The sequence below is a fragment of the Burkholderia sp. LA-2-3-30-S1-D2 genome, assembly GCF_001523915.2.
GTDB lineage: Bacteria > Pseudomonadota > Gammaproteobacteria > Burkholderiales > Burkholderiaceae > Burkholderia > Burkholderia diffusa.
On record NZ_CP013384.1, the window covers coordinates 1,490,959 to 1,507,402 of the forward strand.

The 16,444-nt window shown below is 66.9% G+C and carries 14 protein-coding genes and 1 tRNA gene; 6 read left to right on the top strand and 9 right to left on the bottom strand.

Annotation, left to right across the window (positions count from 1 at the left end):
* Positions 1–75: 75 nt before the first annotated feature.
* Positions 76–3,546: a transcription-repair coupling factor gene (gene mfd, locus WS66_RS19675; RefSeq protein WP_059599968.1), complete on the bottom strand. Its 3,471-nt coding sequence runs from the start codon at positions 3,544–3,546 to the stop codon at positions 76–78.
* A 108-nt stretch (positions 3,547–3,654) separates the two neighbouring features.
* Between mfd and ispD the strand changes: the two genes are divergently transcribed.
* Together ispD and ispF are read left to right on the top strand one after the other, a co-directional pair.
* The gene (gene ispD / locus WS66_RS19680) at positions 3,655–4,365 is read left to right on the top strand and encodes a 2-C-methyl-D-erythritol 4-phosphate cytidylyltransferase (RefSeq protein ID WP_059599969.1); all 711 of its coding nucleotides are present in this window, start codon (positions 3,655–3,657) and stop codon (positions 4,363–4,365) included.
* Positions 4,366–4,393: 28 nt separating this feature from the next.
* Positions 4,394–4,879 carry a 2-C-methyl-D-erythritol 2,4-cyclodiphosphate synthase gene (gene ispF, locus WS66_RS19685; protein WP_057925367.1) on the top strand — a complete coding sequence of 162 codons (486 nt, stop codon included), beginning with the start codon at positions 4,394–4,396 and terminating at the stop codon, positions 4,877–4,879.
* A gap of 143 nt (positions 4,880–5,022) precedes the next feature.
* Here ispF and WS66_RS19690 read toward each other — a convergent pair whose 3' ends face one another.
* The 4 genes from WS66_RS19690 to ompR form a co-directional block, all read right to left on the bottom strand.
* Complete coding sequence (locus WS66_RS19690; RefSeq protein WP_044843722.1) at positions 5,023–5,550, bottom strand: carboxymuconolactone decarboxylase family protein; 528 nt, start codon at positions 5,548–5,550, stop codon at positions 5,023–5,025.
* Positions 5,551–5,626: 76 nt separating this feature from the next.
* Positions 5,627–6,175, bottom strand: coding sequence for a peroxiredoxin (locus WS66_RS19695; protein WP_059599970.1), 549 nt, complete (start codon positions 6,173–6,175; stop codon positions 5,627–5,629).
* A 189-nt stretch (positions 6,176–6,364) separates the two neighbouring features.
* On the bottom strand, positions 6,365–7,726 hold the full coding sequence (locus tag WS66_RS19700) for an ATP-binding protein (protein ID WP_059599971.1): 1,362 nt from the start codon (positions 7,724–7,726) through the stop codon (positions 6,365–6,367).
* 40 nt (positions 7,727–7,766) lie between these two features.
* Positions 7,767–8,501, bottom strand: a complete 735-nt coding sequence (gene ompR / locus WS66_RS19705; protein WP_004192636.1) for an osmolarity response regulator transcription factor OmpR — start codon at positions 8,499–8,501, stop codon at positions 7,767–7,769.
* Between the two features lie 258 nt (positions 8,502–8,759).
* On the opposite strand from ompR, the gene WS66_RS19715 reads away from it, so the two are divergent.
* The 3 genes from WS66_RS19715 to WS66_RS19725 all read left to right on the top strand — a co-directional run bounded on the left by WS66_RS19715 (position 8,760) and on the right by WS66_RS19725 (position 11,934).
* The gene (locus WS66_RS19715) at positions 8,760–9,038 is read left to right on the top strand and encodes a hypothetical protein (RefSeq protein ID WP_059599972.1); all 279 of its coding nucleotides are present in this window, start codon (positions 8,760–8,762) and stop codon (positions 9,036–9,038) included.
* 120 nt (positions 9,039–9,158) lie between these two features.
* Complete coding sequence (locus tag WS66_RS19720) at positions 9,159–10,643, top strand: DUF1800 domain-containing protein (RefSeq protein WP_059599973.1); 1,485 nt, start codon at positions 9,159–9,161, stop codon at positions 10,641–10,643.
* Between the two features lie 67 nt (positions 10,644–10,710).
* A complete protein-coding gene (locus WS66_RS19725; protein ID WP_059599974.1) occupies positions 10,711–11,934 on the top strand; it encodes a DUF1501 domain-containing protein in 1,224 nt (407 codons plus the stop codon).
* Between the two features lie 24 nt (positions 11,935–11,958).
* Here the strand turns inward: WS66_RS19725 and hpnD are convergent, their stop codons facing one another.
* Positions 11,959–12,792: a presqualene diphosphate synthase HpnD gene (gene hpnD, locus WS66_RS19730; RefSeq protein WP_059599977.1), complete on the bottom strand. Its 834-nt coding sequence runs from the start codon at positions 12,790–12,792 to the stop codon at positions 11,959–11,961.
* 247 nt (positions 12,793–13,039) lie between these two features.
* Here hpnD and WS66_RS19735 point away from each other — a divergent pair.
* Positions 13,040–13,126, top strand: a tRNA-Leu gene (locus tag WS66_RS19735).
* Positions 13,127–13,509: 383 nt separating this feature from the next.
* Here WS66_RS19735 and WS66_RS19745 read toward each other — a convergent pair.
* From WS66_RS19745 to WS66_RS19760, 3 genes are all read right to left on the bottom strand, one after another.
* A protein-coding gene (locus WS66_RS19745; RefSeq protein ID WP_442859285.1) for an IS3 family transposase occupies positions 13,510–14,645 on the bottom strand; the annotation gives its coding sequence in 2 pieces (ribosomal slippage) (positions 13,510–14,381 and positions 14,381–14,645; 1,137 coding nt in all).
* Positions 14,646–14,999: 354 nt separating this feature from the next.
* Entirely contained in the window at positions 15,000–15,230 is a 231-nt protein-coding gene (locus WS66_RS19755) for a hypothetical protein (protein WP_059604107.1), read from the bottom strand.
* A gap of 97 nt (positions 15,231–15,327) precedes the next feature.
* Positions 15,328–16,437, bottom strand: a complete 1,110-nt coding sequence (locus WS66_RS19760; protein ID WP_059604110.1) for a class II histone deacetylase — start codon at positions 16,435–16,437, stop codon at positions 15,328–15,330.
* Positions 16,438–16,444 lie beyond the last annotated feature (7 nt).

A 16,444-nucleotide genomic window follows, 5' to 3' on the forward strand; every position in this document is an offset into this window, starting at 1 on the left:
TGGGAAAATCATACTCAAAAACGCGTTCGCCCGCCTTCACCGGCCGCGATGCGGTGCAGCATCGCGGCCATGTGGTCAACGTGCCGCGCTCGCCGCGTCGGCGCGCGGCGCGAGTGCGCGCAGCGTTTCCTTGATCGTCGATACGCGGATCGCGAGATCGGGCGAGCGCGTCTCGATGCGCAGCTTGTCCTGGCCCGCGAGCTTGATGTGCCGGTGTTTCTGCACCATCTCGATGATCCGCATCGGGTCGATCGGCGGGTTCGGCTCGAACTGCAGCCCGATCGCCGCCTCGCTCGCGTCGATCTTGACGATGCCGAGCGGCTTCGCGGCGATCCGCAGCCGGTGCGTCTCGACGAGCGCGTGCGCCTGCGGCGGCAGCTTGCCGAAGCGGTCGATCAGCTCTTCCTGGATACCGTCGATCGCGTCGCCGTGCTCGCAGTTCGCGAGACGCTTGTACAGCGATAGCCGCTCCTGCACGTCCGCGCAGTAGTCGGCCGGCAGGATCGCGGGCGCATGCAGGTTGATTTCCGTCGTCGCGGCGAGCGGGGCGGTGAGGTCGGGCTCCTTGCCGTTCTTCAGCGCCTTCACCGCGTCGTTCAGCATGTCGGTGTAAAGCTGGAAGCCGATCTCGTGGATCTCGCCCGACTGCTTGTCGCCGAGCACCTCGCCGGTGCCGCGGATCTCGAGGTCGTGCATCGCGAGATAGAAGCCCGAACCGAGTTCCTCCATTTGCTGGATCGCCTCGAGCCGGCGCTGCGCCTGCTTGGTCAGCGACTGCGGGTCGTGGACCAGCAGGTACGCATACGCCTGGTGGTGCGAACGGCCGACGCGGCCGCGCAACTGGTGCAGCTGCGCGAGGCCGAACTTGTCCGAGCGATGCATGATGATCGTGTTCGCGCTCGGCACGTCGATGCCGGTTTCGATGATGGTCGTGCACAACAGCACGTTCGCGCGCTGCGCGACGAAATCGCGCATCACGCGTTCGAGTTCGCGCTCGTGCATCTGGCCGTGCGCGATCACGATGCGCGCCTCGGGCACGAGTTCCTCGAGCATCGCCTTGCGGTTCTCGATCGTCTCGACCTCGTTGTGCAGGAAATACACCTGGCCGCCGCGCTTCAGCTCGCGCAGCATCGCCTCGCGGATCACGCTTTCCTCCTCGCGCCGCACGAAGGTCTTGATCGCGAGCCGCTTCTGCGGCGCGGTCGCGATCACCGAGAAATCGCGCAGCCCCTCGAGCGCCATCCCGAGCGTGCGCGGGATCGGCGTCGCGGTGAGCGTCAGCACGTCGACTTCCGCGCGCAGCGCCTTCAGCGCTTCCTTCTGGCGCACGCCGAAGCGGTGTTCCTCGTCGATGATGACGAGGCCGAGGCGCTTGAACTGCACGTCCGACGACAGCAGCTTGTGCGTGCCGATGACGATGTCGACGCTGCCTTCGTTGATCTGCGCGATCGCCGTGTTCACTTCCTTCGCGGTCTTGAAGCGCGACAGCTCGACGATGCGCACCGGCCAGTCCGCGAAGCGGTCCACGAAGGTCTGCGTGTGCTGCTCGGCGAGCAGCGTGGTCGGCGACAGCAGCGCGACCTGCTTGCCGCCCATCACCGCGATGAACGCGGCGCGCAGCGCGACCTCGGTCTTGCCGAAGCCGACGTCGCCGCACACGAGGCGGTCCATCGGCTTGCCGCTCGTCATGTCGCCGATCACGGCCGCGATCGCCGCGGCCTGGTCGGGCGTCTCCTCGAAGCCGAAGCTTTCCGCGAACTTCACGTAGTCGCGCGGGTCGAGCGCGAACGCGTGGCCTTCGCGGGCCGCGCGGCGCGCATACAGGTTCAGCAGCTCGGCGGCCGTGTCGCGAATTTGCTGCGCGGCCTTGCGCTTCGCGCGCTCCCACTGGCCCGAGCCGAGCGCGTGCAGTGGCGCGCTGTCGGGATCGGCGCCGCTGTAACGCGAGATCACGTGCAGTTGCGCGACCGGCACGTAGAGCTTGCTGTCGCCCGCGTATTCGAGATGCAGGAACTCGGTCTCGCCTTCGCCGAGATCCATCGACACGAGGCCCATGTAGCGGCCGATGCCGTGCTGCGCATGCACCACCGGATCGCCGACCTTCAGCTCCGACAGGTCGCGCACCATCGCGTCGACGTTGCTCGCCTGTTCCTGGCGGCGGCGCCCGGCGCGGCGGCCGAGCGCACCGTACAACTCGGTTTCGGTGACGATCGCGTAGCCTTCGCCCGGCACCGCGAAGCCGCTCGCGAGCGGCGCGACGCCGAGCGCGAAGGGCGCGTCGCTTTCGAGCCAGCCTGCGAAGTGGTCGTTCGACGCGGGGCGCAGGTGATGCTCGGCGAGCAGTTGCAGGATCGTTTCGCGGCGGCCGGCCGATTCGACCGTCAGCAGCACGCGCTTGCCCGACGATTCGACGTACGTGCGTAGCGCGGCGAGCGGATCGTCCGCATGGCGGTCGACGGTGAGCTCGGGCAGGCCGGTCGCCCAGCCGCCGGCCGGCTGCGCGGGCAGCACGACGCGCGCGAACGGCTTCGCGAACGCGAAGAAATCCTCGTCGGACAGGAACAGGCGCTGCGGCTCGAGGATCGGCCGCTCGCGATCGTGCGCGAGGAACGCGTGACGCTGCTTCGTATCGGCCGTGAAGCGGCGGATCGACGCTTCGAGGTCGCCGGTGAACACGAGGTGCGCATCCGGCGGCAGGTAGTGGAACAGCGTGGCCGTCTCGTCGAAGAAGAGGGGCAGGTAATACTCGATGCCGGCCGACGGCACGCCGTTGCCGATGTCCTTGTAGATCGGCGCGCGGCTCGGGTCGCCTTCGAAGGTTTCGCGCCAGCGGCTGCGGAAGGCCGTGCGCGCGGCTTCGTCGAACGGAAACTCGCGGCCGGGCAGGAGGCGCACGTCGCGCACCGGGTAGAGGCTGCGCTGCGTATCGGGATCGAACGCACGGATCGAGTCGACCTGGTCGTCGAACAGGTCGATCCGGTACGGCAGCGGCGAGCCCATCGGGTACAGGTCGATCAGCGAGCCGCGCACGCAGTATTCGCCGGGTCGCACGACCTGGCTCACGTGCTCGTAGCCGGCCAGCGTGAGTTGCGCCTTCAGCTTCGCCTCGTCGAGCCGCTCGCCCTGCGCGAACGCGAACGTGTACGCGGCCATGAACGACGCGGGCGGCATCCGGTACAGCGCCGTGGTCGCGGGCACCAGCAGGATGTCGCAGCGGCCCTCGCCGAGGTCGTGCAGCGTCGCGAGGCGCTCGGAGACGAGATCCTGGTGCGGCGAGAACGTGTCGTACGGCAGCGTTTCCCAGTCCGGCAGCAGGCGCACGCGCGCATCGGGCGAGAAGTAGCGGATTTCCTGCGACAGCCGCTGCGCGTCGACCGCGTTCGCGCAGATCACCGCGAGGAGCGGGACCGCGTCGCGGTTGTCGGCGAGATAGCGGGCGATGGCGAGTGCGTCGGCGGAGCCGTGCGCGCCGTCGAAGGCGAACCGCTGGCCCGGTTTGACGCGGGCGACGGGCGAAGCGAACGGGGTGGAAGCGTTGTCTGGCATAGGGACGGCAGGGGTGGCGGGCACGGGCGCATCGCGGCGCGCCGGTCGAGACGAAAGACCTATTATAAAATCCGCTTCTCGATTTCATCTTTCCGGCGTTTCCCCTTCGTGACTCCCCGACTTTTCGCCCTGATTCCTTGCGCCGGCACGGGCAGCCGTTCCGGTTCGGCCGTGCCGAAGCAATACCGCACGCTGGCCGGCCGCGCGCTCCTGCATTACACGCTTGCCGCGTTCGACGCGTGCAGTGAATTCGCGCAGACGCTCGTCGTCCTCGCGCCCGACGACACGCATTTCGACGCGCGCCGCTTCGCGGGCCTGCGTTTCGCGGTGCGCCGCTGCGGCGGCGGCTCGCGGCAGGCGTCGGTGCTCAACGGGCTACTCGAGCTGGCCGAATTCGGCGCGAGCGACCAGGACTGGGTGCTGGTGCACGACGCTGCGCGCCCGGGCATCACGCCGGAGCTGATCCGCACGCTCGTCGCGACGCTGAAGGACGACCCGGTCGGCGGCATCGTCGCGCTGCCGGTGGCCGATACGCTCAAGCGCGTGCCGGCTGGCGGCGACGCGATCGCGCGCACCGAATCGCGCGACGCGCTGTGGCAGGCGCAGACGCCGCAGATGTTCCGCATCGGCATGCTGCGCGACGCGATCCTGCGCGCGCAGCGCGAAGGGCACGACCTGACCGACGAGGCCAGCGCGATCGAATGGGCCGGCCATACGCCACGCGTCGTGCAGGGCAGCCTGCGCAACTTCAAGGTCACGTACCCGGAAGATTTCGCGCTTGCGGAAGCGATCCTCGCGCGCCCCGCGAACGCTTCCTGACTTTCACCTCATCTCAACCGGAATACGCATGGATTTCAGAATCGGACAAGGCTACGACGTGCACCAGCTCGTCCCTGGGCGCCCCCTCATCATCGGCGGCGTGACGATTCCTTACGAGCGCGGCCTGCTCGGTCATTCGGACGCGGACGTGCTGCTGCACGCGATCACCGACGCGCTGTTCGGTGCGGCGGCGCTGGGCGACATCGGCCGCCATTTCTCGGACACCGACGCGGCGTTCAAGGGCGCGGACAGCCGCGTGCTGTTGCGCGAGTGCGTCGCCCGCGTGAAGGCGGCCGGCTTCACGATCCAGAATGTCGACAGCACGGTGATCGCGCAGGCGCCCAAGCTCGCGCCGCACATCGACGGGATGCGCGCGAACATCGCGGCCGATCTCGGGCTGCCGCTCGAGCGCGTGAACGTGAAGGCGAAGACCAACGAGAAGCTCGGCTATCTCGGCCGTGGCGAGGGCATCGAGGCGCAGGCCGCTGCACTCCTGGTGAAGCAGGGCGCGTGAGCGCCTGAAGCCGGTCCGAAGCGGCGCGCCGGTTGCGCCGCCGGAACGAAAAATGCCACGCGCTTGCGTGGCATTTTTCATTTGCGGCGCGGTTCGGCGCGCATGGCCGCTGCATTGCACCGCGTTGCCGCTTGCGCGACGGCTTATTCGCCTTCGGCGGCGATCACCTGCGCGGCGGCGTTGATCACCGACGCGATGCGGCCGACGTCGCGCAGTTGCGTCGTCGTCATTCCTTGCTCGTTCTTCAGCAGCGCATAGTGCGACTTCACGCAGAAGTGGCACTTGCCGACGATCGATGCGGCGAGCGCGTACATCTCGAACCTGCGCTTGTCGACGCCGCCGTGCGACGCATACGCGCCCATCCGCAGCTCGGCACGCTGCGTCTTCAGGTCGGCGTCGTCGGCCATCTCGACATACGGATACCAGGTGTTGTTCATCCCCATCAGCGCGGCCGCCGTCAGCACGGCGTTCGTCTCTTCGGGCGACAGCACGCCGGCTTCGCGGATCGTCTTCACGAGCACGGTGCTCTTCGCCGCGACCGCCGCCGCCAGCGCGACGCCGACTGCATCGGTGCCTTCGAGCGACGAGCGCGAGATCGTGCCGTCGAGGTTCAGGCGAATGTCCTTCGCGTAGTCGGGGATGCGTGCCTTAATCGAGTCGATGAATTCCATTGATATCTCCTATGGGTTGGCCGTTAAAAAAGCCCGCAGGCAGGACGTGCTCCGCGGGCTTCGTGCATCGATGCGCTTACAGCGTTGCGCCGCCGACTGCACGGTTGCACGGGCACAGTTCGTCCGTTTGCAGGCCGTCCAGAATGCGCAGGACTTCTTCCGGGCTACGGCCGACGTTCAGGTTGTTCACCGAAACGTGCTGGATCGTGTTGTCCGGATCGACGATGAACGTTGCGCGCAGGGCCACGCCGGCTTCCTTGTCGCGCACGCCGAGCTGGTCGATCAGCTCGCCCTTGACGTCGCCGAACGAGTAGTGGTTCAGCTTGTTCAGGTCCTTGTGCTCACGGCGCCATGCGAGCTTCACGAACTCGTTGTCCGAGCTGCCGCCGAGCAGGACGGCGTCGCGCTCTTCGAACTGCTTCGTCAGCTTCGCGAACTCGACGATTTCCGTCGGGCACACGAACGTGAAATCCTTCGGATAGAAGTAGATGATCTTCCACTTGCCCGGGAACGACGCTTCGGTGATGGTCTCGAATGCCGACTGGCCGTTTTCCTCGTGATTGTTGAAGCCCGGCTTCGCGGCTACGACGGTGAATGCTTCGAGTTTATCGCCCACGGTTTTCATGCGGATACTCCTGTATGAGTTGGGAAGAAGACTGAGTCAAGCTACCTCGGTGCTGCAACGTTGGTGTGACAGCATGAGCGGGACTATAACACTATTAACAAAGTGCTTCAATAGATTTTGACTAACGATCCCCATAGTTTTTTTCAACCGCGCCGATAGTGTGACGCGCAAGAAGCGTGCGCGAACGCGTCACGCCGTCGCACGCGTCTTGCCGGCGCCGGGGAATTCGAGGATGACTTCGAGGCCCGCTTCGGGGCTGCGGTTGCGCAGGCGCAGCGCGCCGCGATAGCGGCCGACGAGGCGCAGCACGATCGCCATGCCGAGCCCCGTGCCGTCCGCCTTGGTGCGCGCCGTGTCGACGCGGTAGAACGGCCGCATCACGAGCGGCAGCTGGTCTTCGGGGATGCCGGGGCCCTCGTCGCTCACCGACAATTCGACGCGCGCGTGCGTCACGCGCGTCTCGAGCGTGATGCGCGACACGCCGTCGTCGCGGCTCTGGCCGTATTTGCGCGCGTTCTCGACGAGGTTGCCGATGACGCGGCGCATGTCGGTCTCGTCGGCTTCGATCACGGCGGTCGCCGCGAGCCGTGTGCGGATCTCGACGCCGTCTTCGCCCGACACGCGCGCCGCGACTTCCTGCACGATCGACGACAGGTCGACGGGCTCGGGCTTGCGCTGCGACGGGCGCGCGTAATCGATGAAGGCCGCGATGATACGGTCCATCTGCTCGATGTCGTCGACCATCGCGTCCTTGGTCGCCTGGTCGGACGGGCTCATCTCGGTCTCGAGGCGCAGCCGCGCGAGCGGCGTGCGCAGGTCATGCGAGATGCCCGCGAGCATCAGCGCGCGGTCGGCCTCGAGCTGTTCGAGATCGCGCACCATCTGGTTGAAGCTGCGGTTGGTCTCGGCCGCGACGCCCATCCCGCGATCGGGCAGCGGATCGGGCGCCTGGCCGGAACCGACCTGGCGCGCGGCGAGCGCCAGCCGCGAGAACGGCCGGTTGACGAGGCTCGTGATGAACGCGGAGCCGAACAGCGACAGCGCGAGCGCGAACAGGCCCCAGCCGGCCCACTGCAGGCCCGTGACGCTGTCGAGCTGGTCGCGGTCGAGCGCGACCCAGTAGTCGTCGTCGTCGATCTTGAAACTGATCCACACGCCCGGGATGTCGTTGACCGACTGCGCGATCACGGTATCGTCGCCGAGACGGCTGCGGATGTCGTGTTCGATCAGGCGGTTCAGCGATTCGTCGGGCTGCAGCTTGAACTTGTCGGTCTTTTCGCGCGGGTACACGCGCACGCCCTCGTTGCTCTCGAGATCCTGCAGCAGCGCACGCCGCAAATCGGGATCGGAATAGAGCAGGGCGGTGCGCGTGAGCTTCACGATCGCGACGAGCTGGAGCGCGACGCGCTGCGCGCGCGGCTCCCGCTCGATGACGCGAAAGCTCTGGAACCACGCGGCGAGACTGACCGAGATCAGCAGCGCGATCAGCAGGAAGGTGCGCCAGAACAGCCCGCCGAACGCGAGCTGCAGGAGGCGCCGGTCGATACGCATGGGACGGGCCGTGGACGGGCGAAACCGGAAAGGAAAAAGATCAGGCGGCGCCGTCCGGAATGAACACGTAGCCGAGGCCCCAGACGGTCTGGATGAAGCGCGGGCTGCCCGGATCCGGTTCGATCAGCTTGCGCAGGCGCGAGATCTGCACGTCGAGGCTTCGGTCGAACACTTCGTATTCACGGCCGCGCGCAAGCTCCATCAGCTTTTCGCGCGACAGCGGCTGGCGCGGATGGCGCGCGAACACTTTCAGCACCGAGAATTCGCCGGTCGTCAGCGGAATTTCCTGGCCCGACTTCGTCAGCGTGCGCGTGGCTAGGTTCAGCGAGAACTCGCCGAACTCGAACACCTCGGTGGTTTCCGACGGCGCGCCCGGCAGTTCGGCCGGCGCCTGGCGGCGCAGCACCGCGTGAATGCGCGCGACGAGCTCGCGCGGATTGAACGGCTTCGGCAGGTAGTCGTCGGCGCCCATCTCGAGGCCGACGATGCGGTCGACGTCCTCGCCCTTCGCGGTGAGCATGATGATCGGCGTGCGGTCGTTGCTGCCGCGCAGGCGGCGGCAGATCGACAGGCCGTCCTCGCCCGGCAGCATCAGGTCGAGCACGAGCAGGTCGAAGCGCTCGCGCACCCAGAGCTTGTTCATCGCGGTCGCGTTTTCCGCGACGTACACGTTGAAACCCTGCTCGCCGAGATAGCGGCGCAGCAGATCGCGCAGGCGCGGGTCGTCGTCGACGACGAGAATCTTGGAGGGGTTTTTCGTTTCCATGAGCGGCATCTTATCGCGAATGGGAAATCACGCACGGCTGCGCATTTTCGCGCGTTACAGTCCGTTACAAAATTTACCCGTAGTGTCGCGCGGAGTAAAGGCAGGCTATAGAGATTCCTTTACTCGAAGCCGAAATTCGGTAGATACTCCCCTGCACTCCATCTTTCATCTTTGTACGCCCGAATTCCGCAGGGTTTTTCAAGTACCAGAGGTAACCGGTTGCCGCGTGACGAAGGGAACAAATCGACCAGAGAAGCGAGGACGGTCATGCGATCTGCCCGGATTGCACTGATGCTGACGATCGCACTTGCCGGTCCATATGCGTCGAACTTCGCGTATGCGCAGCGCCCCGAGCAGGGCGCCTCGTCGCGCAAGCTGCAGCGCGGCAAAGCGCCGCAGCCCGACCGTGCCGCCGACACGGCGGTCCGTTCTGCCGTGCCTCCCGATCTCGAACAGCGCCGCCGCGACGGGCACATGACGCCCGAGGAGCGCCACCTGTTGCGCCAGCACATCGAGGACGCCGTCCGCGAGCTGTACAAGCGCTGACACCCACGCGATCCAGCACGGCGCGGAACGATTCCGTAGCAATTTTCCCGTCAACTTTCAGATGCCTGCTGCCGTTGTACCGGCATCCGCACCGCCGGTGCGTTCCGGGAGCCCACGACGATGAAAGCGAACGCTGCCGCCCCGGCATCGCCCGCGATGCAGGCGCCGCTCGACGCCGACGATGCGCTGTTCTTCCTGAGCCGCACCGGCTTTTCTCCCGCACCGGCCGAGGTCGCCCGCATCGTCGGGATGACGCGCGCGCAGGTCGTGGCCGATACGCTCGGCAACGTGCGCCGCGACCCCGTGACGACCTGGCCCGACTGGCTCGCCGAGCTGCCGCCGACCCGCGCACAGCGACAGGCGCTGACCTCCGACATGCGGCGCGACGCGCAGCGCGAACGCAATCGCCGCTACGATGCGTTGCGGGTGGCGTGGGTCAACGAGATGGTCGTGACGCCGACGCCGCTCACCGAGCGCATGACGCTGTTCTGGCACGGGCACTTCACGTCCGGGCAGGACAAGGTCCCGTACCCGCAGACGATGGCCGCGCAAAATGCGCTGTTTCGCCGCGAGGCGCTCGGCAACTTCGGTACGCTGTTGCACGCGGTCGCGAAGGATCCGGCGATGCTCCAGTATCTCGACGGCGCGAGCAACCGCAAGGGACGCCCGAACGAGAATTTCGCGCGCGAGGTGATGGAGCTGTTCACGCTCGGCGAAGGGCGCTACACCCAGCATGACGTGACCGAAGCCGCGCGCGCGATGACCGGCTGGAGCGTCGATCCCGATACGTTGCGCTTCGCGGCGCGGCCCGAGTGGCACGACACGGGCGACAAGACGATACTCGGCGAGACCGGTGCGCTCGACGGCGACGGCTTTCTCGACATCCTGTTGAAGCGGCCCGACACCGCTCGCTTCATCGCCGGCAAGCTGTGGCGCGAGTTCGTGTCCGATGCGCCCGATGCCGGCGCGCTCGATGTCGTCGCCGAACGATTTCGCGCGAGCGGCTACGACATACGCGCGGCGCTCGCAGCGCTCTGGTCGACCGACGAATTCTGGGATCCGCGCAATCGCGGCGTGCTCGTGAAGTCGCCGGCCGAGTTCGTCGTCGGATCGATGCGGTTGTTCGACGTCGCGTATGGCGATCCGCAAATGCTCGCGAACACCGTGCGCACGCTCGGGCAGAACCTGTTCTATCCGCCGAACGTGAAGGGTTGGCCGGGTGGTGCGATGTGGATCAACAGCACGACGCTGCTCGCGCGCAAGCAGTTCGTCGAGCAGTTGTTCCGCGCAACCGAGACCGTCGGCATGCGGGCGCCCGCGCGTGCGATGGCGACACCGTCGCCGAATGCGCGTGCGCAAACGATACCGGTTGCCGACATGCGCGACGCGCCGGCGAGGCCCGCGCGCGGCGGCCTGCGATTCGACCTCGAACGCTGGCTTGCGCAGTATCGTGCGCGGCCGCAGGCGATTGCCGGATTGTCGACCGAGCTTCAACTGCAGCACGCGGTGCTGCCGCTGTCGCCGGTCGCGGCAATCGATACGGACTCGACCGGCAGCGCGTATCTCGAGGCGCTGCTGATGGATCCGGCCTACCAACTGAAATGACCGAAACGACGATGAACCGGCGCGCTGCCGCGATGGCCGCGCCGCGCGGCGAACCGAAGGATGCACGATGAACCGACGTGATTTTCTGACGCTGACGGGCGCCGCGGCCGCGGCGGGCGTGTCACTGTGGCAGTCGCCCGCGCAGGCGGCGACATCGATGGCCGCGGCGGGGCGGCAGCCGGCGGCCGGCTACGCGAACGTGCTGATCCTCGTCGAGCTGAAGGGCGGCAACGACGGCCTCAACACGGTGGTGCCGTATGCCGATCCGCTCTACTACCAGTTCCGCCGCAGCATCGGCATCGCGCGCGACCATGTGCTGCAGCTCGATGCGCATACGGGGCTGCACCCGTCGCTCGCGCCGTTGATGCCGCTGTGGCGCGACGGGCAGGTCGCTGTCGTGCAGGGCGTCGGCTACCCGCAGCCGAACCTGTCGCATTTCCGCTCGATCGAGATCTGGGATACCGCGTCGCGCTCGGACCAGTACCTGCACGAAGGCTGGCTCACGCGCACGTTCGCGCAGGCGCCGGTGCCGCCCGGCTTCGCTGCCGACGGCGTCGTGCTCGGCAGCGCGGAGATGGGGCCGCTCGCGAACGGCGCGCGCGCGATCGCGCTCGTCAACCCTGCGCAGTTCGTCCGCGCGGCGAGGTTGGCCGAACCGTCGTCGCTGCGCGAGCGGAACCCGGCGCTCGCGCACATCATCGACGTCGAGAACGATATCGTGAAGGCGGCCGACCGGCTGCGCCCGCGCGGCGGGATGCGCGAGTTCAAGACGGCTTTTCCGGCCGGCACGTTCGGTACGTCGGTGAAGACCGCGATGCAGGTGCTCGCGGCATGCGAGGCGTCGGGGCCCGGCGCGCAGGACGGCGTCGCGGTGTTGCGGCTCACGCTCAACGGTTTCGATACGCACCAGAACCAGCCGGGGCAGCAGGCAGCGCTGCTCAAGCAGTTTGCGGAAGGGATGAGTGCGATGCGCGGCGCGTTGATCGAACTCGGGCGCTGGAACCAGACGCTCGTGATGACGTATGCGGAATTCGGACGGCGCGTGCGCGAGAACCAGACCAACGGCACCGATCACGGTACCGCTGCGCCGCATTTCGTGATGGGCGGCCGCGTGGCCGGCGGGCTGTACGGCGCGGCGCCGGCACTCGGGCATCTCGACGGCAACGGCAACCTGCCGGTCGCGGTCGATTTCCGCCAGTTGTATGCGACCGTGCTCGGGCCGTGGTGGGGGCTCGATGCAACGCACGTACTGCAGCAACGCTTCGATACGCTGCCGCTGCTGAAGGTGTGACGCTTGGGAGGGTGACGGCGCGGATCAGCGGCGGCGCGCGGCGCGCCACGCGATCCACAGCTTGCGGATCGGTGTCAGCGCGATGCGCTGGTGCAGCACCTGGTAGCCGTCGCGCTCGATTTCGTCGAGCAGTGCACCGGCCAGTGCAATCTGCGCGCGCAGCGTGCGTTGCGCGCGGCGTTCGGATGCGGGGACCGCTGCGTCGGCGGCGGCCAGCGCTTCGCGCGCGCGGCCCGTCTGAAACTGCAGCAACTCGGTGAAGGCCGGACTGTAGCGGCGGTTCAGCAGGTCGGCAGCGGTCACGTTGTAGCGTTGCAGTTCGTCGATTGGCAGATAGATGCGGCCGTGGCGCGCATCGTTGCCGAGTTCCTGCACGAACTGCGCGAGCATCAGCGCGCGGCCGGCATCCGCGGCCCACGGTTGCGGGTCGGCCGGATTCGCGGCGCTTGCGCGCGCGACCAGCGACGCGAAGGTGCCGCCGACCTGCGCGATGTAGCGCTCCAGGTTCGCGAAATCCAGGTAGCGCGCCTGTTCGAGATCCATCCCGTAACCGCTGACGAGCGTGCGCAGCGCGTCGGATTCGGCCCCGATCGCCGGGTGGTGTTGCGCGAGCGCCTTCGTGACCGGATGCGACGGTTCGCCGGCGGCGAGCGCCGCGAGTTCCTTGTGCCACCATGCGAGCTTCGTGTGTCCGACGGTCGGATCGCTGGTTTCCTTGACGGTTTCCTCGAGTTCGCAGCGCAGCGCGAACAGGGCCGTCAGGCGCGGTTCGGCGGCGAGCGGCGCCTGGCGCAGCGCGTAGTAGACGCTGGAGCCCGCGGGGGCGGCCTTTTGCTGACAGTAGTCGTCGAAGTTCACGGGTGAGATCGTGGCGGAGGCGGATTCGGGGACGCGCGCCGGCGCATGGCCGGCACTCGAGCGCGGCATTCTAGCACCGCTCTTCGACGGGCGCCGGTAGGGCGAGACAATGCTGCACAGATCGGGTAGAATCTCGCGCTCGCCTGATCGGGCGTGCCGGTTTTCGTGCCGACACGAAGCCCCGGCAAGTCCCGGGCGCGTGGAGAGAACGCATCTTGCGTGCCATGCGCGGAGGCGGCGGATATTTGCGTGAGTGGCGAAATTGGTAGACGCACCAGGTTTAGGTCCTGACGCCCGCAAGGGTGTGCCGGTTCGAGTCCGGCCTCACGCACCACGAAGTCGAACGTGCCCCGCTAAGGGCCGTTCCGAGAAAGCGCTGCCGGTCGGCTGACCGGCAGCGCTTTTTTGTTGGTGCGGCGCCGCATGGAGTGCACACGCTTTCGCAGGCACGGAAAACCGGCTGCGCTATGAGCAACGCCATTCATTCACGTGGGTTGTCCCACCGGGGACCATCGATGCTCAACGCAGCACGCATGCTGATTTCCGTTCTTCCCCTCACGCTGGCAATACCGGCGTTTGCTGCCACGCCTGCCGACAACGTCGCATGGAGCGCACGGCCCGTGCAGGCGATCGCGCCGTCCCCGGAGTGCATGGCCAGAGGTGGCCTCGCTCGTTCGGACAGTTTTCTGAGAGTTTTAAGTGGAGCGTCCAGGGCGATCATGCTGCCGATTTGATCGCAGGCAGCGTCGCGAAGTATGCCTCATCGGGCGTCTGATCCGCCAGGCTCGAATGAGGCCGTTTGCGGTTGTACAGCTCAATGTATTGGCCAATGGAGCGCCGGGCATGGCTTACCGACTCGTAGGCTCGCAAATAAATTTCTTCGTACTTGATGCTGCGCCACACGCGCTCGACGAACACGTTGTCGCGCCAAGCACCTTTGCCGTCCATCGACAGTCGAATGCCTCGGCCCAGCACCGCCTCGGTGAATGTTCCCGCCGTGAACTGGCTGCCCTGATCGGTGTTCACGATGTCGGGGTGCCCATGGCGGGCGAACGCTTCTTCCAGCGCTTCAACGGCATGCACGGCCTCCAGCGTGATCGCCACGCGGTGCGCGAGGATCTTGCGACTGGCCCAGTCCACCACCGCCGTCAGATACACGAAGCCTCGCGCCATGGGAACGTAGGTCGTGTCGAGTGCCCAGACCTGGTTGGCCCGCTCGATCTTCATGCCGCTCAGCAGATACGGCCAGACCTTGTGCTGCGCGTTGCGCCGACTCGTGTTCGGCTTGCAGTACAGCGCCTCCACGCCCATGCGCTTCATTTGCGTGCGTACGCGGCGCCGGCCGACCTCGTAGCCTTCCCGGCGCAGCAAGCGCGCCAGCATCCGGGCACCGGCAAACGGGAACTCCAGATGCAGTTCGTCGATCCGGCGCATCAGCCGTTGATCGACTTCGCCCACAGGCCGCGCCCGGTAATACGCGCTCGATCTCGCGATACCAACCAGCCGGACTTGCTGCGAAACCGGCAACGCATGGCCACGGTCAATCATCGCTTTGCGCTCAGCAATCCCGCCTTGGTGAGCGCGCCGCTTAAAAAATCATTTTCCAGGCTGAGTTGGCCGATCTTGGCGTGCAGGGTCTTCACGTCTACCGGTGGCTCGCTAGACACCGGGCCAGCCGCACCGAACACGTCGGCCGCGCGCTCCTGCAACTGCCGTTTCCATTCTGTGATCTGGTTCGGATGCACATCGAACTGCTGCGCCAGTTCGGCCAGCGTGCGCTCGCCCTTGACAGCCGCCAGGGCCACTTTCGCTTTGAACGCCGCTGAGTGCGTGCGTCGGGTTCGTTTCGTCATTTCCTCGGTTCCTTTGCCTGCATTATCGCTGGCTCAGGCCCCGGCCGTTCCACTTATCCCGCTGTCCGATTTTGCGCGGCCACCTCTGCCTACTCGGGGCGGCCCATCTCGAGCGGTGAGCCGCCGACGACGGAAGCCGTCCTGAAATCGGTCGGCACGGTGCTGGTGGGTTCCGCGCTGAGCGCCATCCACGGCTATCAGGGGCCGATCGCGAATCCGTCCGCACACGCGGCCCTGTGAACGGTTCCAGGCCGAACGGAGAGGCTTGCTGCCCGTCGCAGATACCTGCCTGCACCTGATGAAAGAAAGCGCCGCGCGTCCACCCACCGCGGCGCTTTGTCGTTTCGAGCGTGCCTAGTCCCAAAAACTCCGCACCGCGACCGCCACGATCACCGGCACCGAGAACACCAGCGGAATCGCGAAATACTGCGCTTCGCGATCGACGATCCAGCTATAGATCAACCACGCCGCGCCGATCGCGAACGTGACGAGGCCGACCAGCACGGCGGCGATATTCAGTGCGAGCTTCGACGGCTGGCGGCACGGTTTGTCGTTGGTGTCGGGATCGCGCGAAGACGAATTCATCTGAAGAGGGGGCCGGACCTGGCAGGTGTAAAGACACAGGAAACCCTATCCGTACCGATCGCGCAAGGCCCGGCCCCGCATCGTTGGTGAGCGCGCGTTACAAGCCGAACGACACGGCAAGTTCGTCGAGCAGTTCGCGCTGGAACATGACGAACCGCTCGCCCGGCTGCTGCGCGATCGCGAGATCGAGCATCGGATCGGCGACATCGGTGCGGATGCCGGCCAGCTCCTCGACGATCGCGAGTCCGCAGAACGGCACGTACGCCTCCGAATAGCCGCCCTCGTGGACGATCACGAGCCGTCCGCCGCAGTGGCGCTGCGCCGCCTCCTTCACCGAGCGCGTCATGTACCGGTAACTTTCTGTATGCAATTGCATGCGCGCGAGCGGATCGACCGCGTTCGCATCGAGGCCGCTCGCGACGACGATCAGCTCCGGCCGGAACCGCTCCAGCGCCGGCAGCACGATCCGCTCGAACGCATGGCGATACGCGTCGTCGCCGCTACCCGCGAGCAACGGCACGTTCAGGTTCGCGCCGACGCCCGCGCCTGCGCCGCGCTCGTCGCCGCCGCTGTAGCCGGGCGGAAAGCAGCGGTCCTGGTGCAGCGAGATCGTCAGCGTGTCCGGATCGTCGTAGTAGATCGACTGCGTGCCGTTGCCGTGATGCACGTCCCAGTCGATCACCGCGACGCGGTCGATGCCATGCTTCGCGCGTGCGGCCTCGATCGCGATCGGGATGTTCGCGAGCAGGCAGAAGCCCATCGGGCGGTCGCGCAGGCAGTGATGGCCGGGCGGCCGCGACAGCGAGAACGCGTTGGCCGCACGCTCGGCGACGACGGTGTCGACCGCCGCGATCGCTAGACCCGCCGACAGTGCGGCGATCTCGTAGCTACCCTTGCCGAAGGGCGCGAGATCGCCGAGGTCGCCGCCCTTCGCATCGCTGAGCGCGCGGAACGCGTCGAGATAGCTTGCCGGATGGATGCGCAACAGATCGCCGGTGGTGGCCGGCGCGGCACCGCGCATGTCGAGGTGGTCGGCCAGGCCCGAAGCCTGCACGAGCGACAGGAGGCGGCGCTTCGAATCGGGCGATTCCGCGTAGCCGGCGCTCGACGGCGGCTGGACCCAGCCGCCGACCGGGAAGAACAGCGCGTGCGTGCCGCCGGTGTGCCAGAAGGTGCGTTCGTCGGTGAAGAAGGCAGTGCGATTCATGGATGGT